Genomic DNA, 25011 nt, shown 5'->3' with positions numbered 1-25011 from the left:
TTGCCAAAAGGCGATAAATCACCGCGATAAAAGCATGCCGCAATCATATCGTCTGGCGGTATAATCAGGCTTTCATGCAGGAGTTTAGGATGAAGACCGAACCGAACGAAGTCCACAACAGGCCAAAACTGGTCACCGTTTTCGGCGGCTCTGGCTTTGTCGGGCGCGCGGTTGTAGCAAGCCTCACCAAGCGCGGCTATCGCGTGCGCGTTGCCGTGCGCAAGCCGGAAGTTGCTTATTATATGGCACCCCTTGGCAATGTCGGCCAGATCCAGATGGTACAGGCCAATGTCCGCCATCGCTGGTCGGTCGAGCGCGCCATCATGGGTGCTGATCACGTCATCAATCTTGTCGGCATTCTTTCGGAAAGCGGCAAGCAACGTTTCAACAGCGTTCAGGTGCTGGGCGCCAAGAACATTGCGGAGGCCGCAAAAGCTGCTGGCGTTCCGATGACGCATCTCTCGTCGCTCGCAGCCGATGCCAATTCGAAGTCTGACTATGCCCGCACCAAGGCAGAAGGCGAAAAGGCGGTGCTTTCGGTTCTGCCGGACACCGTTATCCTGCGTCCGTCGATCATTTTTGGCCATGAAGATCGCTTCTTCAACCGCTTTGCCAATCTGGCACGTTTTTCGCCATTCCTGCCGGTCATCGGTGGTGGCGAAACAAAGCTCCAGCCGGTCTATGTCGGTGACGTCGCAGAGGCCATTGCCCACGCAGTTGATGGCAAGCTAAAGTCAGGCAGCGTTTATGAACTGGGCGGCCCGGACGCACAGTCATTCAAGCATTGGATGAAAGATATGCTCGGCGTCATCGCCCGCAAGCGCATCATCATTTCCATGCCATGGTGGGTTGCTCGTCTGCAGGCATCGGTTCTTGGCCTTTTGCCGAACCCATTGCTCACCAACGATCAGGTGACGTTACTCAAATACGATAATGTCGTGTCGGAACAGGCTGCTAAGGAAGGCCGCACGCTTCAGGGCATGGGCATTACGCCTGAAGCCGTGGATGCAATCCTTCCAGCCTATCTCTGGCGTTATCGTGTTGCGGGTCAGTACACAAAGACCGGACTGGCCTGAGTATAGTGTGAGACCAAAAACAAGGGGCCGAAAGGCCCCTTTTCTTTTACGCTTTACAGCGGTTCCGATTAATATTGAATCGTTGGAACCGCTGTAACTATTTGTTTTACGCATTTCCGAACGCAAAACCGGTTCCCATTTTTGCTGGAAACGCTTTAAATTCGACTTACCCCCAGATTAGCAGAGCAGCCATTCCAAGCGAGCCAACAATCAAACGCCACCAGGCGAACAGCTTGAAGCCATGGCGGGAAACATAGTCGAGCAGATGGCGCACGACGAACACGCCTGAAATAAATGCCATCACAAAGCCAACGATGATCAGCGCTCCGTCATTCATCGACAACATGCTGTGGCTCTTATAGAGGTCATAGGCAAAAGCGCCGGCCATAGTTGGCATGGCAAGGAAGAACGAAAATTCTGCTGCCGAACGCTTGTCTGCACCAAGTAAAAGGGCGCCAACAATCGTTGAACCAGAGCGCGATACGCCCGGGATCATGGCAAGACACTGGATAAAGCCAATGGCCAGACAGATCGGCAACGGATAATCCATTACATCGCGATAACGCGGCTTCAGCTCCAGCTGATCGACCCATAGAAGAATAAAACCACCGAGGATCAGCATAGCGCAGACCAGCATTGGCGTTTCAAAAAGCACGCTCTTGATAAAGCCATGGGCCATCGCGCCGATGACCGCTGCGGGCAGAAACGCCACGAGAATGCCGAGAACGAACCGACGCGTCCGCGCATCGCGCGGAAAATCGGTGAGAATTTTGATGAGCTTTGCCGAATAGACCGTCAGGATCGCAAGGATCGCGCCGAGCTGAATGAGCACCTCAAAGGTCTTGCCCGTCGATTCAAAGCCCAGAAAATGACCGACCAGCAATAAATGGCCTGTGGAGGAAACGGGGATGAATTCCGTCAAACCTTCGATGAGACCAAGAAAAGCGGCTTCCAGAAGATTATAAATTTCCATGAAGTCAGTACCTTAGGGAGGTGATCAGGATGAAAATGGCGTGTCTTGACGAGCTGTTAAGCATGAAAATGCAAGAATAGGCACTTAAGCGATTGCTTGTCTCCCGCAGGCATAGCCCTTATAGACTAAACATTCCGTTGAGGTGGTTCGAATCGCCTGACTGCAGAAATAACCTGCTGTCAGCGCAAATGCCAGCCGCTGGGCCTCTACGGGTATCAATTAAAGCTTGTCAGTCGAGAGTACCGCGTCGATTATGCTTACGCTTTTTCATCATCCCATGTCTTCAGGCTCGCGCTATGTGCGGCTTATCCTCGGCGAATATGATGTGGAAGCCGAACTGATTGAGGAGCGACCATGGTCGCGGCGTAAAGAATTTCTAGCGCTCAACCCGGCCGCAACATTGCCCGTTCTGCTCGCAGAACGCGACCTGCCGGTTGTCGGTGCGACAGTCATTGCAGAATATCTCGACGAGACGCGTGGCGCATTGAAGCGCAGTCGCCGCCTGCTGCCTGAAAGTCCGATGGAGCGCGCAGAAGTGCGCCGCCTTGTCGACTGGTTCCTGCTGAAATTTGAAAACGAAGTCACGCGACATATTGCACGCGAACGTGTGTTCAAGCTTCAAATGGCCGACGAAATGGGCGGTAGTGCACCTGACTCAACGGCTATTCGCGCAGCCCGTACCAATATCCGTCAGCACATGAAATATATCGATTGGCTTGCTGCAACACGGGACTGGCTTGCTGGTGGTCATCCGAGTTATGCTGACATGGCAGCAGCAGCATCAATCTCCGTGCTCGACTATCTCGGCGAAATCGAGTGGAGCGAAACCAAGGCCGCACGCGACTGGTATGCACGTATGAAATCGCGCCCAGCCTTCCGTCCTCTGCTCTCCGATCGTGTGCGCGGACTAGCACCAGTGGCCCATTATGGCGACCTCGACTTCTGAGACAAAACAGGTTTCTGGACAGGTTTCGGAGAAGGATCTCAAGCTCAAGCGCTTTCTCATTGAGGAAGCGAAAGCTGTAGGTTTCGACGCGGTCGCTTTCACTACACCCGACACTATCCCACAAGCACCGCAACGACTTCGGCAATATATCGCCGACGGCCATCACGCGGACATGCTCTGGATGGAGGAAACGGAAGACCGCCGTGCCAATCCAAGTGTATTGTGGCCGGAAGTCCGCTCGATCATGATCCTTGCCATGAATTATGGTCCGGACAGCAATCCGCTCAGCATTCTTGAACATAAAGACCGAGCGGCAATTTCGGTCTATGCGCAGAACCGCGATTACCACGACATCATCAAGGGTAAACTCAAGCATGTGGCGAGCCGTTTTGCGGCCCGCGCTGGTCAGGATGTCAAGGTCTTCGTCGACACCGCACCCGTTATGGAAAAGCCATTGGCGGAAGCTGCCGGTATTGGCTGGCAAGGCAAACACACCAATCTAGTGAGCCGCGAACACGGCTCGTGGCTTTTTCTCGGCTCAATTTTTACGACCGCAGAAATTCCACCCGATAAGCCTGACCGCGATCATTGCGGTTCCTGCCGTGCCTGTCTTGATGCCTGTCCGACGAATGCGTTTCCCTCGCCCTATCGGATCGATGCGCGACGCTGCATTTCCTATCTCACCATTGAGAATAAGGGCCCGATCCCACCCGAGTTCCGCAAATCGATGGGCAATCGCATCTATGGTTGTGACGACTGCCTGTCGGTATGTCCCTGGAATAAATTCGCTCAAGCAACCAGCGAAATGAAGCTGAAAGCCCGTGACGATCTCAAAGCCCCTCGTCTTGCCGATTTTCTGGTTCTTGACGACCCGGCTTTTCGCACGCTGTTTTCTGGCTCTCCAGTCAAACGGATTGGACGCGACCGCTTCTTACGCAATGTGCTGATCGCAGCGGGCAATTCGCAAGATCCGTCGCTACTGGCTCAGGTCGAAAATCTGCTTGGAGACACCTCCCCCGTTGTACGTGGTGCAGCAGTCTGGGCATTCAAGCAGCTCGCCACCACAGAACGTTTCACAATTTTGCAGAAACGTCTGGCCTCAAGCGAAGAGGATGATACGGTGCGCGAAGAATGGATATTGGAGGACAGCTGACATGCGCATTTTTCTGTTTGGAGCCGGTTATTCTGCTCAGGCTTTTTCCCGCCTGATGACCGGAGAGGCAGAACGCATCGATGGCACCACCCGTAACGAGCAAAACTTCCCAACGCTGGAAAAAGCAGGCATCGCGCCGATTATTTTTGATGGTGAAGGCGCCTCCCCAGAACTGATCGACCGACTTGCGAAAGCAACACACGTTGTTATCTCGATCTCGCCTCGCGAAAGCGGCGATCCTTCTTTAGCAATCGTCGAAGAAGCGCTTCGTCGTCCTGACAACACGATCCGCTGGATCGGCTATCTTTCTACCGTCGGTGTGTATGGCAATCAGGATGGCAACTGGATCGATGAAACCGCCCCACGCGGACCCACTTCGCGCCGGTCGCTTGAGCGCGTTGAAGCAGAAGATGCATGGGATGCTTTAAGCGAACGGCACGGGACACCGGTCGCACTTTTGCGTCTGTCCGGCATTTACGGTCCGGGACGCAATGCCTTTGTTAATCTGGAGCGCGGTACGGCACGACGGATCATCAAGGAAGATCAGGTCTTCAACCGTATCCATGTCGATGACATTGCCGGAACGCTACGTTTTCTGGCAGGCACCAATACAGGTGGCGCTTTCAACATCACCGATAATGAGCCTGCACCGCCACAGGATGTGGTGGTCTACGCAGCCGAGTTGATGGGCGTTGCACCTCCGCCAGAAGTTCCATTTGAGGAAGCGGACATGACGCCGATGGCGCGCTCTTTCTATGGTGAAAACAAGCGCATTTCCAACCAGCGCATCAAAGATCTCGGCTATGATTTCATCCATCCCGATTATAAAGCCGCTTTTTCCGCCATGTGGCGAGACAATAATTGGCGCTAACGCATGTCTCCCCAAAATGGGCGTCGGTTTTGGCGTGAAGACATGGGTAAAATGAGTAGTTGATTGCCGTTTTGACGAACGCAAAGCATAATCCGGCCCATCCGCTCGAATGATTCGAGCAAAAGTTTTTATGGGAAATTGCCCATGGCAAAGAGATCCAGCTCGAAATTCTGGCCGCGTCTTGTTCTGGCAACCTGTCTTGCGGCAATGATCGCCCCGGACTTTGTAACGCAGGCCTTAGCTCAGGACGCCCCTGCCAAGCAGGCATTCGGCAGCAAACAGCTGCCGGTTCTGGCGCAATCACCGCAATCCATCGGCTTTTATGCCAAGGGCTGTCTTTCCGGTGGTGTTGCCCTCCCTATCGATGGCCCCAACTGGCAGGTCATGCGGCTTTCTCGCAATCGCAACTGGGGACACCCGCGCACAATTGGCCTGCTGGAAAAACTATCCCGCGACGCAGCAAAAGACGGCTGGCCCGGTCTTCTGGTCGGCGACATTTCACAGCCGCGTGGCGGCCCAATGCTGACAGGCCATGCTTCGCATCAGGTCGGACTTGATGCGGATATCTGGTTGACGCCGATGCCAAAGAAACGCTTCACCGATGCAGAACGTGAAAGTGTGTCCGCTGTGTCCATGCTGAAAAAGGATTCGCTATACGTCGATCCGCAGAAATGGACCCCTGCCCGCACGGCACTCATCAGGCACGCAGCCAGCTATCCGGAAGTCGAGCGCATCTTCGTCCACCCCGGCATCAAGAAGCAGCTTTGCGATACAGTGACAGGCGACCGTAGCTGGCTTGGCAAAGTCCGTCCCTATTGGGGGCATTTCTATCATTTTCATGTGAGATTGCATTGTCAGCCCGGATCGCCCGACTGCAAGCCACAGCCCAAGGTGGCGGCAGGTGATGGTTGCGACAAATCGCTGGCGTGGTGGTTTACCGACGAGCCTTGGAAGCCTGCAAAGCCATCCAAAGAACCTCCGAAGAAGCCAAAGCCGGTTATGGTTTCAGACTTGCCAAAAGCCTGTGCCGCAGTGCTCAATGGTCCGTCACCAGATTCGATTGCGGACGTGATTTATGGTGCGAATTAAAGCAGTTCTCAAAAAATAGAAAACATGCTTTTCACTTAATCATGGCTTCGCTATAGGGTTTAAACGATTTAAAGTTCAAATGACAAGGTTATCAATCTCATGACAGAACGTCTGCGCATTGCTTTGATCGCTCATGACCTGAAGAAAGACGAGATGGTCGCGTTTGCGCGTACGCATGAGAAAGCCTTGTCACACTACGATATCGTTGCGACCGGAACGACAGGCGGCCTCATCCAAGAGGCCTGCCCTTCGCTCAATATCCATCGTGTCAAAAGCGGACCGCTTGGCGGCGATCAGCAGATCGGCGCAATGATTGCCGAAGGAACGGTGCAGGCATTGATCTTCTTCATCGACCCGCTATCGCCACTTCCACATGATGTCGACGTGAAAGCGCTGACACGCCTCGGCAGTGTTTATGACATCCCAATGGCGCTTAATCCCGCAACCGCTGAAAAGCTGGTAAGAGTGCTGGATTAACCAGCATATTCAGATAAGCCCGCAAACAATAAGAACAGACGAAGCAGCAAGGCAGACCATGATTGACGCTGACCAGAGTTTCAAGTTTCCCGTCCTCGTCGGCGATATCGGTGGAACCAATGCGCGCTTTGCGCTCCTGGTTGATGCCCATGCGGAACCCAAAGAGTTCCCCGTGGTCCAGACAGCTGATTATGCAACGATTGACGATGCAATCGAGAAAACGGTCCTCTATCACACGTCCTTACGCCCCCGCTCAACTATTCTGGCTGTTGCAGGCCCTGTCGATGGTGATGAAATCGACTTGACCAATTGCGACTGGGTGGTTCGCCCCAAACAATTGATCGCAAACTTAGGCTTTGAGGACGTCACCGTTCTCAATGACTTTGAAGCTCAGGCGCTCGCTGTCGTTTCGATCGGCAAGGAATATCTGCACCAGATCGGCGGTCACGACGGAGAGCTCGTCGCCACACGCGTAGTGCTTGGTCCAGGAACCGGTCTTGGCGTTGCTGGCCTTGTGCGCACTGGCAAGGCCTGGGTTCCAGTTCCCGGCGAAGGTGGACATATCGATATCGGCCCCCGCAGCGAGCGCGATTATCAGGTTTTCCCGCATATTGAACCAATCGAAGGCCGCATCGCTGCAGAGCAAATTCTTTGCGGACGCGGTCTGCGCAATCTCTATCTCGCAATCTGCGCCGCAGATATGGTAACGCCAGTTCTCGACACACCGCCGGATATCACGGCCGCAGGTCTTGATGGTAGCAATGCACAGGCAGTCGAAACACTTGATCTTTTCGTGACCTATCTCGGCAGACTGGCAGGCGACCTTGCACTGATCTACAAGGCGCATGGCGGCGTTTATCTGTCTGGCGGCATCCCGCAGCGCATTCTGCCTGCTTTGCAAGCTGGCTCGTTCCGAGCAGCCTTTGAAGACAAAGCCCCTCATACACATTTTATGTGGGATATTCCGGTTCGCGTCGTTGTGCATCCGCTTGCAGCACTGAGCGGACTTTCTGCATTTGCGCGTGCACCGTCCCGATTTGAGGTTTCCACCGATGGTCGCCGCTGGCGTATCAGCTAAGCGGCTTCGCTATCGCAGGCATGGTCAAGCGACAAAGATAACGCTATAGAAGCGCTGCAATGAAAACACTCATTGCAGCCTTTTGTCGTTTCCAGTCCAAAGAGACACGCGAAAATGCAAGATCAACGACAGCCAACGGCTGCTAGATAAAAAGCACTTTGCCCGTGAGCCTATTCAAAAAGAAAAAGAAGAAGATCGATCCGAGCGAAGCGACGCGTGTCATTCGCCGCATGCTGTCGGAAAATGCGCATCAGTATAAAACAAGCTATGCCATAGCTATTGCCGCCTCTCTTATCGTCGGCGTTTCAAATGGTGCGCTCGCCTATCTTATGAAGCCGATGATCGACAAGATTTTCTACGAACAGAAAATCGGTCTCATCTGGGTCATCTGTGGCGCGATCCTCGGCATTTTCGTGCTGCGCGGCCTTTCCAGCTATATTCAGGCGGTCGAGCTTGCAAAGATCGGTAACAATCTGGTCGCGCGCTATCAGAAGCGCATCTTCGATCACTTGCTCAGGCTTGGATTGGATTTTTACAACGACACGCGTTCGGGTCATCTAGCAGCTCAGATCAACCAGAACGTCAATGGTATTCGCGACCTCCTGAACATGACGATCACATCGATTGCGCGGGATTTCGTCGCGCTTATCGGCCTGATTGGCATGATGTTCTATACAGACCCGTTCATGTCGACTGTGGTCTTTCTGGTCGGGCCACCGCTCGTTCTCGCAGTTTCTTATATTTCTCGCCGCATCAGGTCTGTCACCCGCGATCTCGTGCACCTCAACTCCCATCTTCTGGGAGCTATGCAGGAAACCGTGCAGGGTATTTCCATCGTGAAGGCCTTCACCATGGAAGACCAGCTTCGCGGCAAGATAAGCACGCTGATCGATCAGGCAGAAAACAGAAGCAACAAGATCGCGCGCGTATCAGAACGCACCACGCCGATTGCCGAAATTCTGGCCGGTTTCGCTATCGCAGGCGTTTTGGCCTATAGCGGCTACAATGCGATCCTCAATCAGCAGCCTCCGGGCGCGATGTTTGCCTTCATCACTGCGCTACTTCTGGCATACGACCCTGCCCGCCGTCTGGCACGTTTGCAGGTCGGACTGGAACGTGCGCTTGTGAATGCACGCATGATCTATGAAGTGTTGGATATCGAACCCAATCAGGGTGACGCGCCTGATGCCATTGCGCTCAAGGCTGGTCCTGGCGAAATTGATTTCCAGAATGTGCACTTCGCCTATAGCGATATCGCACCAGTTCTGCATGGTGTGAACTTTACAGCCAAGGCAGGCGAAACCACCGCTATCGTGGGGGCGTCGGGTGCCGGCAAATCGACCCTCATCAGTCTCGTGCAACGCTTTTACGATGTCACCGATGGACAAATCTTGTTCGACAGACAAGACATCTCAAAAGTCACGAAAGAGTCGCTGCGCCATTCCGTGGCTTATGTATCGCAGCAGCCTTATCTTTTTGAAGGCACAATCGCCGATAATATCCGCTATGGACGCCCCAATGCGACGCTGGATGAAATCGTCGAGGCAGCAAAGCTTGCCAATGCGCATGAGTTCATTCTTCAACAACCGCAGGGCTATGATACTCCGGTCGGCGAAAATGGCGTAACGCTTTCCGGCGGCCAGCGTCAGCGTGTATCCATTGCTCGCGCGATCGTGCGTAAAGCACCCGTACTGCTGCTCGATGAAGCGACTTCCGCACTTGATAATGAGTCCGAGAAGCGTGTGCAGCAGGCGCTTGATCACATCATGCAGGATCGTACGACTATCGTCATCGCGCATCGTCTTTCCACCGTCGTCAATGCCGACCGCATTGTCGTGATGGAAGCCGGATATGTTGTCGAGGAAGGCCGTCACAACGACCTGATCAAGATACCAAATGGCGTCTATGCCCGCTTCTATCAGCTTCAGAGCGGCAAGGATGACATGCTCATCGGAAAGACTGACTCGGAGGAAACGTCGAATGGCTGAGAACGCTGAAATGGGCCTTGTGGTCGTGGGGGCAAATGGTCGTATGGGACAGGCTCTCATCCGCGCCATCCATGCTATCGACGGTGCGCGGTTGTCCGGTGCCATTGCGCGCCCTGGTTCCCCATTTCTTGGAAAAGATGCTGGCGAAGTTGCAGGTGTCGGCAATCTCGGCGTCGCAATCACCGACGATCCGCTGCCGGTTTTTGTCAAAGCGCAAGGTGTGCTCGATTTTACCACACCTGCAACCACAGTGAATTATGCAGCGCTCGCAGCACAGGCCCGCATCGTCCATATCATTGGCACCACAGGTGTTTCCTCTGAAGACGAAGAAAAAATTCTTGCTGCCGCGCGCCATGCGACAATCGTCAAATCCGGCAATATGAGTCTGGGCATCAATCTTCTGTCTGGTTTGATCAAGAAGGCAGCTCAAGCACTTGGTCCTGAAGATTTCGACATCGAGATCCTCGAAATGCATCACAAGCACAAGGTCGACGCGCCATCAGGCACCGCCCTTCTGTTGGGTGAGGCAGCGGCCCAAGGAAGAGCCATCAATCTTGCTGAAAAGAGCGTGCGCGTACGCGATGGTCATACGGGCCCGCGCGAGGAAGGCACGATTGGTTTTGCGACGTTACGCGGCGGCTCCGTTATCGGAGACCACGAAGTCATTCTGGCTGGCGAAGGAGAGCGTATCACCCTCTCTCACCATGCTCAGGATCGCACAATCTTTGCGCGAGGTGCTGTGAAAGCGGCACTTTGGGCGCATGGCAAGAAACCCGGCCTTTATTCCATGCTCGATGTTCTCGGGCTTAACGACTGATCTGTTATTTTCATCCCAACGGAGTGCTGCGATGTCTCGTACCCTCGTCCTGGTCCGCCACGGCCAAAGCGAATGGAACCTGAAGAACCTTTTTACTGGCTGGCGTGATCCGGGCCTTACCGAACAAGGCCATGCGGAAGCCAAAGCCGCTGGTCAGCGCCTGAAGGCTGCGGGTCTCAAGTTCGATCTCGCATACACGTCGGTCCTGTCGCGCGCGCAGGTCACCTGCCAGCACATTCTTGACGAACTCGGCCAGTCCGATCTCGAAACCATCCGCGATCAGGCTCTCAACGAACGCGACTATGGCGACCTCTCGGGACTCAACAAAGACGACGCACGTGCAAAATGGGGAGAAGAACAGGTCCATATCTGGCGCCGCTCTTATGACGTTCCTCCTCCGGGCGGCGAAAGCCTGAAGGATACGGGCGCACGCGTCTGGCCTTATTACCTGCACACCATCCAGCCACATGTGCTGCGTGGCGAAACCATTCTGGTTGCAGCCCACGGCAATTCGCTGCGTGCGCTTATCATGGCGCTTGATGGTCTGACACCGGAAGAGATTCTCAAGCAGGAACTCAACACCGGCGTTCCGATCATCTACAAACTGAACGCCGATTCGACTGTCGCTTCCAAGGAAGTGCTTTCCGCATAATGAATTTTCGGGCGCAGATGCATCTATGCACTGCGCCCGAATTCCGGTTTTAGGACCGATGCGCTAGGCTTTTTCTGCATTCGAAACAGCAATGTGAAAAAAAGCTGATTGAATCTCGAAAACGCGATTGACAGAGTGAGGCCTACCCCTTAGATCGGTCCTCGTCGCCCAGATGGCGGAATTGGTAGACGCACCAGCTTCAGGTGCTGGCGCTCGCAAGGGCGTGGAGGTTCGAGTCCTCTTCTGGGCACCATAATTTTGTTTTTCTACGTATCTACCAATACGTGGATGTGTTTAAACCCTCGGTTCTCCGGGGGTTTTTCATTTTTAGATGTGTTTCAACGTTCGCGGACGTTCGCCAGCAGCCAAGAAAAACTGTGGTAAATGGCGTGGTAAAATGTGAAATTGCCCCACACGATTAGAAACCGTTACCACGTTGACGAGCCATGGCACTCACCGACACCGCGATCAAAGCACTGAAACCAAAAGATAAACCCTACAAGGCTACCGACAGCGGCAGGCTATATTTGCTCGTGCGCCCGAACGGCTCAAAGCTGTGGCAATGGGGCTATTCATTCACCGGAAGAGCGAAAGTCCTTTCGTTTGGTGCTTATCCTGCTGTTTCCTTGGCTGAAGCACGGAAGAGAAGAGACGCGGCAAAAAAGCTTCTAGCTGACGGCGCAGATCCCGGCTTGCAAGCTAAGCTTGAAAAAGTTGCCGCAAAGGCAGGAGCGGACAATTCTTTCAACGCTCTGGCAGACGAATTCATAGCCAAGGCGAAGCGTGAAGGCTTAGCCGCCGTCACCCTGAAAAAAAAGGAATGGCTAGTCGGGCTGGCGCGGCCTGACATCGGCAACCGTCCAATAGCACAAATCACGGCGGCCGAAATACTGATACCGTTGCGAAAAGTCGAAGCCGAAGGGAACTATGAGACCGCTCGCCGGCTGCGCTCGACCATCGGACAGGTATTTCGATATGCAATCGCTACAGCCCGCGCTGAGAATGACCCAACCTTTGGTTTGCGCGGTGCCCTTACCACGCCAACCGTCACACACAGAGCAGCCGTTACCACAAAAACAGGCCTTACCAGCCTCTTGAAGGCAGTGTGGGCATATGAAGGCGAGCCAAGCACGGTGAACGCACTGAAGCTTATGGCGCTCACTTATCCACGGCCCGGCGAACTACGACAAGCCTCATGGTCAGAATTCGATTTAGATGAAGCTGTCTGGGCGATTCCAGCCAGCCGGACAAAGATGCGACGGGAGCATAGGAAGCCGCTTTCAATGCAAGCCTTAGCAGTGCTGCGCGACCAGCGCGCCTTGACCGGGGATGGAGAGCTTGTTTTCCCAGCGTTCCACTCACGCAAGCGTCCGATGAGCGAGAACACCATGAACATGGCGCTGCGCCGCATGGGGTTTTCGCAACAGGAAGCAACAAGCCACGGTTTCCGCGCCACAGCTTCGACAATCCTGAATGAAAGCGGGCAATGGTCTCCTGACGCCGTAGAGGCGGAACTAGCACACGTTGGCGCTGATCAGGTGCGTAAGGCTTATCACCGCGCCGTCTACTGGGACGAACGTGTAAAGATGCAACAAGCTTGGGCAGATGAGTGCGATTCACTCCGCACCGTTGAAAACATTGTCAAATTATTTGCCTGATCACTAAATGTTCCAATAGGAAAATTTCAAAAGTTTTTATTGGTTTTCAGGGTCGCTCACTGTTGCTGGGTGTGCGCCGACGCCGTATATATATACTAACAAAGATCGCAGCTAGGCGCTCGGCTTATCCAAAAGTCTCCCGCCAAACCTGACTGTCTTCCATAGCCTCTATACCCGCTGAATCCGTCTCGCAATCAATTGCGGCACGGGAGCAGGAATAGCCTGACCATTGATGTCGAGGCCGTATCGTTTGCCCCTTCCTCTCGAAGGGTCTCTCGTTGCGGCCTTTTTTTATTGCTTCTTCAAGGAAGGATTATCGAATGTCCGAAGGACTGAATGAAAATACAAGCCACTCTAAGGTGGCTTACACAGTGAGTGAGTTTTGTGACCTGTACGGGATCAGCCGCTCATTGACATATAATGAACTTCGCGCTGGTCGCTTGACGGCGCGTAAGATCGGCAGGCGCACCCTCATCCTTAAAACGGATGCGGATGCCTGGTTATCGTCTCTCCCGACCACGGGAGCAGCGGCATGAGTGCGCGGTCTGTTGCATGGGCAAGCCGCCAGCGTATTGAGGAGCGAGCAATGTCTCGAATCCTCAACGTGCTAGCAGGCGCAGAACAGGGCGGCGCTTGCACCCTATTGCAAGACGAGATCGCAAAGAAAGCTAGCGTTTCCGTTCGCAGCCTTCGCGACAAACTGACAGTCATGGAAGCGCTCGGCGTCATCCTGAGAACGCGGCAAACATCATGGGGGGTACGTGGGCGTGCGAACGACGTCATCCTTCTGTCCACAGAGCGAGACTTCAACCTTCCTCGTGAGATCATCCGAAATGCGACCTCAAAGGCCAATTTTGCCGCTGCGCCCAAAGGGGGATTTACCGGCAAATTTGCCGGAGCGCCCACGCACGTCCAACCAGTCGATTTATCCAATAATTCCAGCATCTTAGGAAAAGACGCTCCCTATATATACGGAGATGTAGTGGATTGTATAAACCTTGGCGCTAAAGTTTATCTGGATTCATCTCGCAATCGGTGGCGTGCACTGGTTGTTTTGGATGGAGTAGAATTCGACTGTGGGCGGCACGAATCCATGGACCTAGCTCAGGCCGAAATCATGGTGTCAATTAGTGAGATTGTACATGCTCACACTCATAAAACAGGTTCACCAATCAATCCTTCTACTCGACCTTCCCTTCTAAGCCTTTCTGGAGCTGAACTTTTCGACTTTCTCTTCGGGACCGGTGCCAAGCACAGCAATCCCCACGGGCCGCGTAGCGGACCGGTAGAGCGGGTCTGGGGGATCATCCCCCAGTGGGGTGCAGGGGCGAAGCCCCGCAACAGCAACGTAGCAGAACTTTCTGCAGGGGCACGTGCATGAGTGATCATAACAACCTGCGAGGGGGCGGCGCTGCTGTTTGCTTGACAACAATGTCCGACAGCCAGAAACCGTGCCCAAATGCCCCAGAAGTCTGCTCAGCGGCCGCACAAGCTAATTTCATTCGAACGTAGGGGATTTGAAATGATAAACACGCAAAAACATCAGAAACAGGCCCGCCGAGCACTGGAAGCGATGCTTGCAAGCGATCTGTATGCGCACACAATTGCACTCGCTTTGGCTGGCGTTTGCATCGCAGAAACGTCGACACGGCCTATCGCTGACCACTTCACTGACACAATCCGTATGGCCATTTGTGGGGAACTTTTCGAAGCAGGTATGACGAACGCGGAGGCAGTTTTCTGGTATGAAACGCTTATGAGCAGGGTCGCGCCATTTGTAGCGGAGATCGAAGCGTCATTACTTACTGCACCAAGCGGTGCCATGATCTCAGAAGAGGTGATGCAATAATGGCTAGGCCTAAGAAAAATGCGCAACGACAGATCAATGAAATGCTTAGGGCCGACCTTTTTGTTCAAGTGGTGGCGTTATCCGTTGCTGCATTAGCAGCATCCGAGAAGCGAGCCCGGCCTATTGGCGAGCTATTCAAAAGCGATCTGAAAATGGTTCTGCAAAACGCAATGAGCGCTGCGGGCGTCACCGAACCAGCAGCTTTGGCAGGCTCTAGTGAATTTATGGACCGCGTGCAGCCATTAGCCGACGATCTAGTGAGCGCTATGCACTCGGCCTTTCTCGCAAACTTAAATCATAAAGGGGAGCGCAATGAAAAAATCTAAAGGTGGCGCGCGCGAGAAGTGGCCAAACTCTAAGGTTGCAACAATTGGCTTTTGGATGGGCAGAGGACGGTCTAGCCGTGAGATTGCGGAACTCCTCGCCGATGGTACGCTTGACGGCACAATTCGTGGTCTATGCTCCCGCTGGAATCTCCCCAGACATGGGCGGGCACACCGGGCTGTGCATCTGTCAATTCCCGTATCTAGTGCTCAACGCAACGTCATTAATCGCCGCGCGAAGCGTTTAGGGTTAACGCCCGAGGTGTTCATTCAGCGCGTGGCATTTCGTGTAGCACAAGACGATCTGTACCAAGCGGTTATGGACGGAGATTGATCAGTGCCCGATCAGTTGATCTTTCATCCATCCGATCAGGTTTTCAGCCTGAAGCAAGCCGCATTCGTCTCGGGGTGGTCGTATCGCGTTGTCAGAAGCCTATGCCATAAGCATCGCATCTCCCAGCAAGCCGGACCGTGCACAGGGATAAGAGTTCACGCCACAGCGTTTTTGATGGCCATCCACGGGGACAGAGAAGCCTTGGAGCTACTCCGCGGCGGTGAGCATGGCCACCCCACAGTCGCCAGATATAAACAAGCCGCACGTGAAGCCCTGAAAGTACGACGCGCTGCCTGAAACATATGCCGAATTTGCCGGATCGGGGGAATCGCTCCCGGTTCGTCTGGCTCATATTATCTCCACAACAACAACGCATGGAGCTAAAATGCACGCTTCCGAAAAATCCTTTTTGCCGCTACGCCCGGTAACTGTCACCTCCTCGCTACGAGAGGAACTCGAGAAGCGGGCGGTGCGCTGTGGCGTTTCAATTAACGAATTATGCGTCCGATATGCCGCCGCCGTAATCGCACTTCGTGAGACCAAATTAACCGGAATCTTCCAGGAAGGCGACATGATCGACAATAGTTTAGTCATCGGCTTACCGGTGATCGAAGAGAGAATAAGCGGATGAGCGAGGAATCACGTTACAACGCTCTGAGCTGCAGATGGGAACGCTCGAAGCTAAACCTTAGGAAGATGAGACATATCCAGAATTGAAGCCCGAAAAGCCCAGAGGCGGTGCGGAAGCTTGCACGCGCCAGTTGCCACCGCTTCAGCAGCACGGCTGGCAGTGATTTACAGCCTCTGCGCACGACGATCTAAAACTTTACTGCTCAGCTCCAGCGCCAGGAAGGCCCGGCACTGTTCCGTCCTGAAATCACCCAGATTTTCGAAACTGGGGATACATCCTCAACTAATGTGGAAAATATTCTAGCCTTCCACCCCCGGACCCCGCTCCAAAGCTCAAGCTGAGACTTGGAGCGGTTTACTTTAAACGAGAATATCCGAACGAGTTCTATTGAACTGAGTATGCATCACTTTTGGAATGGTGAGTGCAAGTTGAGATGGCCGTCAGGAATAAACTCGCCACGGACAAATGAGGCCAGGACTCTTAGCCTATTTCTACTGGGTGCGGCGAAACCCTATGTGGCGGGTAGATATCCGGGCGAAGTTCATAACAAGGGATACCGGTTACTTCTTCTACCTTCAGAACGTGTTCCGATGGAATCCGCGTCCATCCATAAATGGCTGGGTGTTTGATGCCGAGTGTTCGCGCAAGAGTACTAACTCCTCCTGCGGCTTGAACTGCAAGTGCAACTTGTGATCGCAGCATCTGCTTAGTCACTGGTGGTGTAGTATCCAATATAGAAAATTCGGCGTGTGGCTGGTGATTCCTTATAGGAGATGGACTCGGCTTGTCATCCCGAACAGAAGATAGCGCCGCCGTCGACGTCACGGATTGAGATAGTCGCTCCTCTGCCCAAGCGTCGAGATCCTTTTTGTGGTAAAGAGGAATTCTACCGCTGTATTGCATGGCTGGACCGCCGCCAATACTGGCGAGCTTTCCAAGCGTGGCATACGCAATTTCGATTCCATGGACCGTAAGCAGGTATTCGGGAACGTCTTTTCTTCGTAGACGTGGACGATTTAAGAGAAAAGCCATCGGTACATGTGTGTTTTTGGTTTCGATATCCATTTTTTATTCCCTTTTTTTGAATTAACGTCAGATGTATCCAGACGCGTTTCTGAACCGCATCAGACGCCGGATTCAGCTAGGGTTCAAAACCTTCGTAATCGTTAGAATTCCTGAAAATACTAACGATGGAGGCCAGAATGGCACGGACATTAATCGGCGAGCTTTTGCTCAGGGTGAAAGCCGATACAAAAGAAGTTCAGACAGTCAGCAATGCGCTTCGACAAATCGAGCAGGATTCCAAACGCTTAAATGCCTCCCCTTGGGGTCTGGGATTGCAGCGCCAGCTTGATAAACTGAAGGCCACCCCGCGAGAGTTGGATCTTGTGCGGCGCAGCTGGGATAATTTGATTAGCGGGTTTCAATCTCGAAATCTCACCGCCGCTATGCGCAAAAACGACATCTCAGTTTGGCGTCAATCAACAGTAACCCATCTGACCGCTGTTCGGGCAGAGTGGAAACGTCTCGGGGACGGTCAAGAGTCTGCAATGCGGCGTTTCCGTGAGGCTGCTCGATTTGGCGTAGGCACGTTTGGCGTTTACAGCCTCACAAACGCAGCAGCCAGAGGTGGTCGCGCGGCATCTACTGCTTCTGCCGAGCGGCAGCGTGAATTATTCCGCCAAGAAATGGCTGGCCTGCCTGAAAAGGACCGTGCGTTGATGTCGGACAGGGCAGTAGAGCTGTCTGGGCAGTATCCATCAGCTTCTGCCACGCAGATTATGGAAATGGCGCGCATCGCCTACACCACCATGGGCAGCGCTGAGCGGGGCAATGATATCCTACCGGGTCTGGTCAAGGGGCTTGTCACGCTTCAATCAACCAAAGGCGTTGATGTCGCGACACAGACACTCGCCAGCCTGTTGAACGGTATCGACAACCTTGGCAAAAACTCTCTTGATGAGATCGGTGTCAAGAACACACTCGATATCATTGATGGTGCTATTCGCGCCGCACAGATTGAAGGTGGCGACTTCGACCCAGCTAAAATGTTTGAATTCGCTCGTCGCTCGAAGATTGCCGGACCCGGATTAAGTACCGAGTTTATTATGACGACGTCACCTGCGATGATGCAGGACATGACCGCGTCTGGCTTCGGTAACGCTCTCTCCAGTGCATATCAAGCATTTGTAATCGGCGCCAACTCCAACAGCAGCAAAATTAACGTTCAAGCCCAGCGCGACCTCGGTTTGAGGTCTGGCACTGGCAATAATGGTAAAGGTGAACTCGTTGACTCCGATCTGTTTGGCACGGATCTATATGCATGGGCGACAAAGAACTTGATCCCTGCCTTGGAAAGGAGCGGCTTAGACCTTGAGAATGATACAGCTGTTGCGAAGGCTGTTGCGCAGCTCACCAAAAACACAAACGCTTCCGGCATGCTTACGCGCATGATCACCCAGCGCGATCAAATTGACCGAAAGCGGGAGCAGTATACAGCTGCCATGGGCACAAGTGCTGCGGACTCTGCTGCGGTGAAAGATCCATTTGTCGCATGGGGAGGCTTCAAGACATCATTCGAAAACCTGTCTGCTGCTATTGGCGAAACCGTCATGCCGGTGATTGTTCCGGGTTTGAATAGTGTTTCAGGCGCTCTCAATGCTTTCGGGAAATCCCTTAAAGATGGAAACGTACTTGCGTGGTCGGGTCTGGCTGTCGGCGGGGCTGCGGTCGTAGGTGGTCCAATTGCATTGCTGGGTAAGGCTGGCTGGGATCTGATCACTGCCGGTACGGCCCTAAAAGGGTCCGCGGCTGCTCTTGATGCCGCTGCGGCCCGTCTAGGCGCTTCGGGAGGGATGCCAGGGGGGCCGGACGACAAGACCCCGCCTAAAGGAAATAGAACGTGGTCAGCCATCACTGCCGCATTGGGAAAGGCCGCCACTGTTGGGGCAGTTTTGACAACGGCGACGAGCTTATTATCCGACAGTCCAGGCGATACATTCGAAGAGCAAGCAGCTATCCAGGCTAATCGTAAAGACGGCCTGAAACGCGACTTGAATCGCTATTTCGGATGGGCGGGCGACCGTAATTTTTGGCTTGGCGACAGTTCAACTAGCATTCGCGACAAGCTCAAAATCGATACGGACGGAACTTTTGCCAGCAACCGGGCTTCGTCAGACGGGTCAATTACGCCGCAAGTCAATGGGGAGCAAGCTCTCCAGCAAGCCCATAGCACTGCAGAAGATATCCGCAATGCATTGAACGTCACCGTTGGGCCAACTGTTGATCTCGCTGGACTGAGCGCATTGCAGGCTAAATTGCAGGCGTGTGTTGCGACCCTTCAGCAGTTGGCAGTTGGTATTCCTTCGACTGTCGCTGATCTTAATAGTCAGCTCCGCAGATCGTTTGCCGATCACCAAATTACACCTTGAACCCATCGCAAACTTTATATCGAGAGTAGGTCAGTGCAACAGCTGGCCTCTTTCAACTGTGGCCAAAGGTATAAGGAGTTAATTGGCCAAGACACTCTCAAGATAGGATTATGGTATCTGATTAGTCGAAATGAATTTTCCTTTAAGCGTATCTGCTTATATTGGGTAAGATCTTGACGTGTTTCTATGAGCATGGTTAGTTGTCACTGGGGGGGATAGCGGGTCGGTCGATTCAGCACCGATTTTCAGCATCCTTAGCTTTAATTCTGGGTGGCAGCATTTAGGTGCCGGGTGGTGATTTGTGCTGCGGCGTTATCGTTATGAACATTGAAACGCACCAAACTCCTGCGCCCAAAAATACCAGCGCTAAAGTGGCTAGAAATTACAGCCAAGCAAGTCTGAAAATCTTGTTTGGCATGTCGGGTAATCAATGCGCCCATCCCGACTGTTCGGAGCCAATTATTGCCTCCGCAACAGATTATTCCGATGCAAAGGTCATCGGTCAAATAGCGCATATATATGCGCATAGCGACGGTGGACCTCGTTCAATTGAAGGATTAACACCCGCGGAACGTGACGCAGCCTCCAATCTCCTGCTCCTCTGCCCGACCTGCCACGTTAAAGTTGATGCCCAACACGAGACTTATCCCGGCGCAATGCTTCTCACGTGGAAAAGCCAACATGAGAAAAAGTTCAGTGGCAAATTAACACGAGCCATTACTGACCTTGGGTACGCCGAATTGGAAATCGCCGCCAAGGCGTTACTAACAACCCAACTAGCACCCAATTGCTCATCTTTGAAACAGATCCCTCCCAAAGATAAACTCGAGAAAAACCGTTTAGGCCCTAGTGTAGCGTTTTTGCTGACCATGGGGGCGGCGAAATCCCAAGAATGTGCAGAAGTTATCAGAAAAACGGCGCAGCTTGATGAGGATTTTCCGGATCGATTACGTGAAGGATTTGTTCAGCGATATGCCATACTAAAAAAATCTGGATATGGTGGCGATGAACTTTTTCTTCAAATGCTCGATTGGGCGGGTGCGAGCGAAGGTATCGAAAAGCCGAGAGGAGCGGCAGGTCTATGCATGCTGACCCACCTATTTATTCTATGTGATGTGTTCGAGAAATAGATGTCTGCACTTCCCACAAAATATGTTCCTCTTGATTTTTCAATCCTCGGCATTTCGGCAACAATTATTGCTGAACTGCGTCCAAACGATACTGTTTCGAGCCTCTGGGATCGCGTTTCGATTAATCCTAAAATTCGTACATTTGACCGGTATGCTTCAGCTTTGACCCTTCTTTACACAGGTTCGGTCATCGTGATTGAAGGCGGCATCTTACGGAAGCTACGCTCGGGTCAAGGTGAACTATGATTGAGGAAGTTAATTCGAGCCTGCCTCACTTTAGAACGGCGTATTTTACAAATGCGATGAACATTGTTTTAGCCGATACCGTTGCAGATTCCCACGAAACGGAGAGTACCAACGGACTCGGAAAGACAACACTAATTCGCATCATTCACTTCTGTCTTGGTGGCAGCCTGAACCGTGATCGAATTCTTAGCCACCCGTCACTGCACGGAGTGACATTCGGCTTGGTATTTAACTACAAAGGCGAGAAAATCTGCGTAAATCGAAAGGTTGGCGAAGATTCTGTAGATGTAAGCGTCGGCTTCATCGATGGCTTGGAAATTAAAGTATACGCACGAACCGGAGAGCAGGTCCGAATTTTAGCAACAGACTGGACGCGGGTTCTCTCCCATAGATTCACGGCAGACACTTTTGTACCACACTCCGCAAAGTACATTCCCAGCTTTCGAGATGTGTTTTTATATCAGGCGCGTGTCGGGAAGGATGCTTACACAGATCCACAACAAGCCTTTCGAGGGCAGTCAGGGCCGCAACGCAGAATCGTACTTTCTTACTTGCTTTATCTAAATTGGGATCAACAGCGGATCCTTTACGAAGACCAGCACAAACGAGAACAAATATCCAACGCAATAAAGGCTCTGAAAGATGCAGAAGACTCTGCTGACGAAATATCAATCGGTGAACTCGAAGCCGAGCGGGTGGTTTTAGAGAACGATATTGCAGAAAAAAGGGAAGAAGTTGCTGGATTTAATGTTCGCTCAGACTACACAAAGTTGGAAAATCGATTGTATCAAGTGGATCTGTCAATCCATGATGCCGTCAACCAAAATCACAGCGACCAGCGTTTACTGGAATACTATTTAAATAACGCGAAAGATGTTCCGTCCGCTACAGCTGAAGTACCGTTAAAAATACTCAGCGACGCTGGAGCTATTTTCCGGGAAGAAGCACTGCGTTCTCTAGCCGAGGTCGCAACATTCCATGAGCAAGTTTATCGCAACAGACGAGAGTTCTTAGCAACAGAGATTTTGCGCCTCCGCGCTGAAATTAGAGAGCGTAGTGGTTACATTGATACACTCTCAATTGAAAAAACAGAACTTCTTCGATCCCTAAAGTCTAGTGGCGCGCTCGATACCTTGATTTTGCTACAGAGAGGTTTAACTGAACTTGAAGCGGCGCATGATTCTTTGAAAGCGCGGATCGACGAAAGAAAGCGCTTTGATGTTCGTAAAGATGTGCTTAGTGCTAGTATGATCGCAACGAGAGCTCTTCTAAAACGAGACCTTGAAGATCGACGGCCTATCATTGACGAAGTTCTAGGACTTTTTTCTGAGTATACGAAATTTCTTTACGGGCGGCCAGGTAAGCTTGGGATAGATGTTAAACAAGCAGGTTATTCTCTAAGTATAACCATCGACCGAGAAGGTAGCGATGGAGTTGACCAAATGGTCGTTTTCTGTCTCGATCTCGTCATAGCGACTATTCGAGCACGGAGGAACACACCGTTCAGTGTTCTTATACATGACAGCACCATGTTCGCGGATGTTGATCCAAGGCAATATGGTTTGGCGTTGCAGCTTGCTGCTAGTACGTCGGCTAAAGAAGGCTTTCAATATATTTGCTGCTTAAACGCAGGAGCGCTACCAAAGGATCACCTTGGGGATTTTGTTATCAACGATGCGATTCGTCTACGTCTTACCGATGATGGAGATACGGGCAGACTTCTCGGTATGAAATTGCCTCCGCGGGAGCGCTGATTAACTATAGATAAGCTCCCCGAGGGCCAATGCTTCACAGCCTCGCAACACCTAATCATTTGTTTGAAGGCCAAGCAGCTTTCGCACTACCTGCTGGGCACTCTTACCAGCATCTAAAGCTGCAGTTTCTGCGCCGCCCGCATCTTTGCTAGCGTCGTAAGCGCTCTTCTGAACTGCTTTCAGAATGGCCTGAACAGTTTCCGGCTTTAATATAGTATCCTTTTCTATAGATGCATTATCCTGCTGCTCGCTAGAATCTGATTTCTGCGCTTCGAGGCAGCCGAGCAGAAGCTTCCCCGCCTTCGTTGAGCCATTTGCTGCCAGTAAGTGCGGCTTGTCCGAAATACCGTCTTGGATTGCAATTTGCTTTTTCGAAGATGCAAACGCCTTTGTAAATTTGAACGCGTGATCGGTATCAAGGTCAATGTTCACAGCAGCAAGATTGTTGCCCACTTGGGCAGTCTGGCCGTCAGCATCAAATAACCGGCTTCCATCAATAGCGAATGAAGCCGAAGGCGAGACCAGCGCCAAACTGCTCACATAATCAAAACCGGGAATAGCGCGGATCTGCATGCCTCTTTCGGCTGTATCGCAAGAAATAAGCACACCAGAGCGCAGTGTGTCCATGTAATCGACGGTCACTTTCTTGCCGCCGGAAAACGGGTCTGCCTCGCTTTCAGATGTCCACTGACGCAAACCAGCATTAGCCACGGTTGCAATAGAAAGAAACCCGGCCACCAAACAAAGAACTTTGCCCATATTCCCTACCCCCAAAATGATTCCACATTTTGAGATTGCTGCACCGCACACGCGAGTGTCAATCGAGTAAGTACAACCTGGGGGACTGAAACCACTGTGAGAGAAGCTTGCGCGACAATCCGGGCTGCCGCGCGCCGTGCGGCACGTTTTTATGATGACATCAGAAAAACGGAACCCCCTCCCTCTGATTTTGCAAAATTTTTTATATCCGCATGTTTAAAATCAATGGGTTACCTATAAAAACGAGGGAACCCCCCTAGTAATGAAAAAATTGCGTTTTATGCCGGGGAGCTGCGCCCCGCAGGCCATGCAAGACATATACGGTCCCTAAAGCTTTCTCGATGCATCGCATTTGCCCCATAGCGGGCCACATACGCATGTTTGCATCCATTCATGCGGGTGTGGATCACTCACTACAGACGCCTCTCTATGGCCTTCTATGTGGCTTTGCAGATATCGGCTTCTAGCCTTGCTTTCATGCCTATGCATCACCTCACCTATTGACCCCTCATACCATGGCCTTAGCATTGTCTCGCTTGGCTTGCATGTGTGGGTGCATGGGTAGCAGGCAAGGCATGGTTGATGCTGATCGGGATAGCGAACGGCAAAGGCATTTAGGGTTGATGTGCCTTATTAGTGTCGCGCTACACACATGTCCCATATCGGCATATGGCAAGCGACGAACCGCGCATCGCGGCAGGGGCATTGAGAGCAGCTAGCGGGTCTTTGGCGCGGCGCTCACATTCAATGAAATACTGACGTGCCTGTTTTCCCTTCTCGTTGCGCTCAACCATCGAAAGCTCTTTCGCCATGTCGAGCGAAATGGCGCACTCAACCGTTGGGCGACCTTTTTCCCCGTTTTGGGAAAAAGTCACATAGTCAGTTTCTTCGGCGAAACCATACTGCTCGATACGGTCTTTGATCCAGTCAGCAAACTTCTTACCAACTTCGAGGAAGGAATGCAGATCCCGTGCATTTACCGTCCGGATCGAGCCTTCGCCGATATACTAACGCGAAAATAACCCCGCTGAAGCAGCGGGGCCAATGCGCCTACAGCGTCTCAGCCGGTAATGGTGGAAATCTGTCTGGCGGATAGAAATCCGGGCGAAGCTCGCAGCAGGGTATCCTATCTTGGACGATATCCGCCAGCGTTCCGCGAAACTGCGCTACTCAATGGTAGCTCTCGATGAGTTGGCGGGACACCAAGTACTATTTTTGGAAAGGTGACTGGCTATAAAACTGACATCGCCCACCTGCGGACTGCAAAGCAATCATTGCTCTCGATGTTGAAATTTCTGTTAGCTGGAGGGTCGAATGAAACTAGACCTTCTTTCCGTTGCTGTCGAAATTGAGCGCTTGATCGACATGCCGGATCAGATGGACGATAATCCAGACCTTGAGCCCGAGCCGCTGGAGGAACAGCACGACGCGGAGTCCGATCTAGCTCGGGCGAATGGCTTCGCGCCCGACTGTTTTGTTATTGCTGAGCAATCCAGTCGAAAGGCTAAGGGCATTCAGTGAGGACCTATCTCGACAGCCTTCGACAATTTTGCTTTGATCTGTCTGGGGATTGGGGGATTCAAGATTGTCGAAGGCGAAAAATTGGATACTGGGGGCAGCTGTGCTATTCGTTCTTGTGAAGGTCTTCGGTAAGGACGATCCGCAGACTGTTCCAGCCTCAGCGCCTGTAGCTTCGCAACCTGTTATCAAATCTCCCGAACCTGCAATTCAACCGCTGGGCTTCGTGCAGGCGACTTCGCTACGGCAGACGGAACA

25 protein-coding genes and 1 tRNA gene are annotated in these 25011 nt (G+C 52.5%); 22 read left to right on the top strand and 4 right to left on the bottom strand.

The window, feature by feature from the left end; genetic code table 11:
• Positions 1 to 89 precede the first annotated feature (89 nt).
• Entirely contained in the window at positions 90 to 1076 is a 987-nt protein-coding gene (locus tag QBD00_RS00285) for a complex I NDUFA9 subunit family protein (protein ID WP_318578401.1), read from the top strand.
• A 166-nt stretch (positions 1077 to 1242) separates the two neighbouring features.
• Here the strand turns inward: QBD00_RS00285 and QBD00_RS00280 are convergent, their stop codons facing one another.
• On the bottom strand, positions 1243 to 2049 hold the full coding sequence (locus tag QBD00_RS00280; protein ID WP_095447257.1) for an undecaprenyl-diphosphate phosphatase: 807 nt from the start codon (positions 2047 to 2049) through the stop codon (positions 1243 to 1245).
• A 253-nt stretch (positions 2050 to 2302) separates the two neighbouring features.
• Between QBD00_RS00280 and QBD00_RS00275 the strand changes: the two genes are divergently transcribed.
• The 16 genes from QBD00_RS00275 (at position 2303) to QBD00_RS00200 (ending at position 15915) form a co-directional block, all read left to right on the top strand.
• Positions 2303 to 2995, top strand: coding sequence for a glutathione S-transferase family protein (locus QBD00_RS00275; RefSeq protein WP_024899239.1), 693 nt, complete (start codon positions 2303 to 2305; stop codon positions 2993 to 2995).
• Entirely contained in the window at positions 2976 to 4148 is a 1173-nt protein-coding gene (queG, locus tag QBD00_RS00270; protein WP_095447258.1) for a tRNA epoxyqueuosine(34) reductase QueG, read from the top strand. The genes QBD00_RS00275 and queG overlap by 20 nt, the downstream gene beginning before the upstream one ends.
• 1 nt (position 4149) lies before the next feature.
• Positions 4150 to 5019, top strand: coding sequence for an SDR family oxidoreductase (locus tag QBD00_RS00265; protein WP_318578400.1), 870 nt, complete (start codon positions 4150 to 4152; stop codon positions 5017 to 5019).
• Positions 5020 to 5163: 144 nt separating this feature from the next.
• Positions 5164 to 6108: a penicillin-insensitive murein endopeptidase gene (mepA, locus tag QBD00_RS00260; RefSeq protein ID WP_095447260.1), complete on the top strand. Its 945-nt coding sequence runs from the start codon at positions 5164 to 5166 to the stop codon at positions 6106 to 6108.
• 99 nt (positions 6109 to 6207) lie between these two features.
• Entirely contained in the window at positions 6208 to 6585 is a 378-nt protein-coding gene (locus tag QBD00_RS00255) for a methylglyoxal synthase (protein WP_064320996.1), read from the top strand.
• A gap of 58 nt (positions 6586 to 6643) precedes the next feature.
• Positions 6644 to 7663, top strand: a complete 1020-nt coding sequence (locus QBD00_RS00250) for a glucokinase (protein WP_318578399.1) — start codon at positions 6644 to 6646, stop codon at positions 7661 to 7663.
• 164 nt (positions 7664 to 7827) lie between these two features.
• Positions 7828 to 9651, top strand: coding sequence for an ABC transporter ATP-binding protein (locus QBD00_RS00245; protein WP_318578398.1), 1824 nt, complete (start codon positions 7828 to 7830; stop codon positions 9649 to 9651).
• Positions 9644 to 10468, top strand: a complete 825-nt coding sequence (gene dapB, locus QBD00_RS00240) for a 4-hydroxy-tetrahydrodipicolinate reductase (protein WP_095447263.1) — start codon at positions 9644 to 9646, stop codon at positions 10466 to 10468. Before QBD00_RS00245 ends, dapB begins: the two co-directional genes overlap by 8 nt.
• 31 nt (positions 10469 to 10499) lie before the next feature.
• Positions 10500 to 11120 (top strand): 2,3-bisphosphoglycerate-dependent phosphoglycerate mutase, encoded by a 621-nt coding sequence (locus QBD00_RS00235; RefSeq protein ID WP_095447264.1) that lies wholly within the window; start codon positions 10500 to 10502, stop codon positions 11118 to 11120.
• A 166-nt stretch (positions 11121 to 11286) separates the two neighbouring features.
• Positions 11287 to 11373 (top strand) — tRNA-Leu (locus QBD00_RS00230).
• Positions 11374 to 11566: 193 nt separating this feature from the next.
• Positions 11567 to 12778, top strand: coding sequence for a tyrosine-type recombinase/integrase (locus QBD00_RS00225; protein WP_318578397.1), 1212 nt, complete (start codon positions 11567 to 11569; stop codon positions 12776 to 12778).
• Between the two features lie 320 nt (positions 12779 to 13098).
• The gene (locus QBD00_RS00220; RefSeq protein ID WP_318578396.1) at positions 13099 to 13314 is read left to right on the top strand and encodes a helix-turn-helix domain-containing protein; all 216 of its coding nucleotides are present in this window, start codon (positions 13099 to 13101) and stop codon (positions 13312 to 13314) included.
• Positions 13315 to 13364: 50 nt separating this feature from the next.
• Complete coding sequence (locus QBD00_RS00215) at positions 13365 to 14159, top strand: hypothetical protein (RefSeq protein WP_318578395.1); 795 nt, start codon at positions 13365 to 13367, stop codon at positions 14157 to 14159.
• 141 nt (positions 14160 to 14300) lie between these two features.
• Complete coding sequence (locus QBD00_RS00210; protein ID WP_318578394.1) at positions 14301 to 14627, top strand: hypothetical protein; 327 nt, start codon at positions 14301 to 14303, stop codon at positions 14625 to 14627.
• Positions 14627 to 14953, top strand: a complete 327-nt coding sequence (locus tag QBD00_RS00205) for a hypothetical protein (protein ID WP_318578393.1) — start codon at positions 14627 to 14629, stop codon at positions 14951 to 14953. The genes QBD00_RS00210 and QBD00_RS00205 overlap by 1 nt, the downstream gene beginning before the upstream one ends.
• A gap of 716 nt (positions 14954 to 15669) precedes the next feature.
• Positions 15670 to 15915 (top strand): hypothetical protein, encoded by a 246-nt coding sequence (locus QBD00_RS00200; RefSeq protein ID WP_318578392.1) that lies wholly within the window; start codon positions 15670 to 15672, stop codon positions 15913 to 15915.
• Positions 15916 to 16395: 480 nt separating this feature from the next.
• On the opposite strand, the gene QBD00_RS00195 is transcribed toward QBD00_RS00200, so the two are convergent.
• The gene (locus tag QBD00_RS00195) at positions 16396 to 16980 is read right to left on the bottom strand and encodes a transcriptional regulator (RefSeq protein ID WP_318578391.1); all 585 of its coding nucleotides are present in this window, start codon (positions 16978 to 16980) and stop codon (positions 16396 to 16398) included.
• A gap of 137 nt (positions 16981 to 17117) precedes the next feature.
• Here QBD00_RS00195 and QBD00_RS00190 point away from each other — a divergent pair, with 137 nt between their 5' ends.
• From QBD00_RS00190 to QBD00_RS00175, 4 genes are all read left to right on the top strand, one after another.
• Positions 17118 to 19346 carry a hypothetical protein gene (locus tag QBD00_RS00190; protein ID WP_318578390.1) on the top strand — a complete coding sequence of 743 codons (2229 nt, stop codon included), beginning with the start codon at positions 17118 to 17120 and terminating at the stop codon, positions 19344 to 19346.
• Positions 19347 to 19666: 320 nt separating this feature from the next.
• Positions 19667 to 20476, top strand: a complete 810-nt coding sequence (locus QBD00_RS00185) for a hypothetical protein (RefSeq protein WP_318578389.1) — start codon at positions 19667 to 19669, stop codon at positions 20474 to 20476.
• Positions 20477 to 20722: a hypothetical protein gene (locus QBD00_RS00180; RefSeq protein WP_318578388.1), complete on the top strand. Its 246-nt coding sequence runs from the start codon at positions 20477 to 20479 to the stop codon at positions 20720 to 20722.
• Positions 20719 to 22476, top strand: a complete 1758-nt coding sequence (locus QBD00_RS00175; RefSeq protein ID WP_318578387.1) for a DUF2326 domain-containing protein — start codon at positions 20719 to 20721, stop codon at positions 22474 to 22476. Before QBD00_RS00180 ends, QBD00_RS00175 begins: the two co-directional genes overlap by 4 nt.
• Positions 22477 to 22527: 51 nt before the next feature.
• Here QBD00_RS00175 and QBD00_RS00170 read toward each other — a convergent pair whose 3' ends face one another.
• Positions 22528 to 23235: a hypothetical protein gene (locus QBD00_RS00170; protein WP_318578386.1), complete on the bottom strand. Its 708-nt coding sequence runs from the start codon at positions 23233 to 23235 to the stop codon at positions 22528 to 22530.
• A gap of 644 nt (positions 23236 to 23879) precedes the next feature.
• A complete protein-coding gene (locus tag QBD00_RS00165) occupies positions 23880 to 24224 on the bottom strand; it encodes an antA/AntB antirepressor family protein (protein WP_318578650.1) in 345 nt (114 codons plus the stop codon).
• Positions 24225 to 24549: 325 nt separating this feature from the next.
• Between QBD00_RS00165 and QBD00_RS00160 the strand changes: the two genes are divergently transcribed.
• Positions 24550 to 24756, top strand: coding sequence for a hypothetical protein (locus tag QBD00_RS00160; protein WP_318578385.1), 207 nt, complete (start codon positions 24550 to 24552; stop codon positions 24754 to 24756).
• Positions 24757 to 25011: the final 255 nt, after the last annotated feature.

This window comes from Ochrobactrum sp. AN78 (assembly GCF_029909885.1).
GTDB lineage: Bacteria > Pseudomonadota > Alphaproteobacteria > Rhizobiales > Rhizobiaceae > Brucella > Brucella quorumnocens.
The sequence above is the reverse complement of the archived record's forward strand: the minus strand, read 5'-3'. Positions and strand labels throughout refer to the sequence as shown.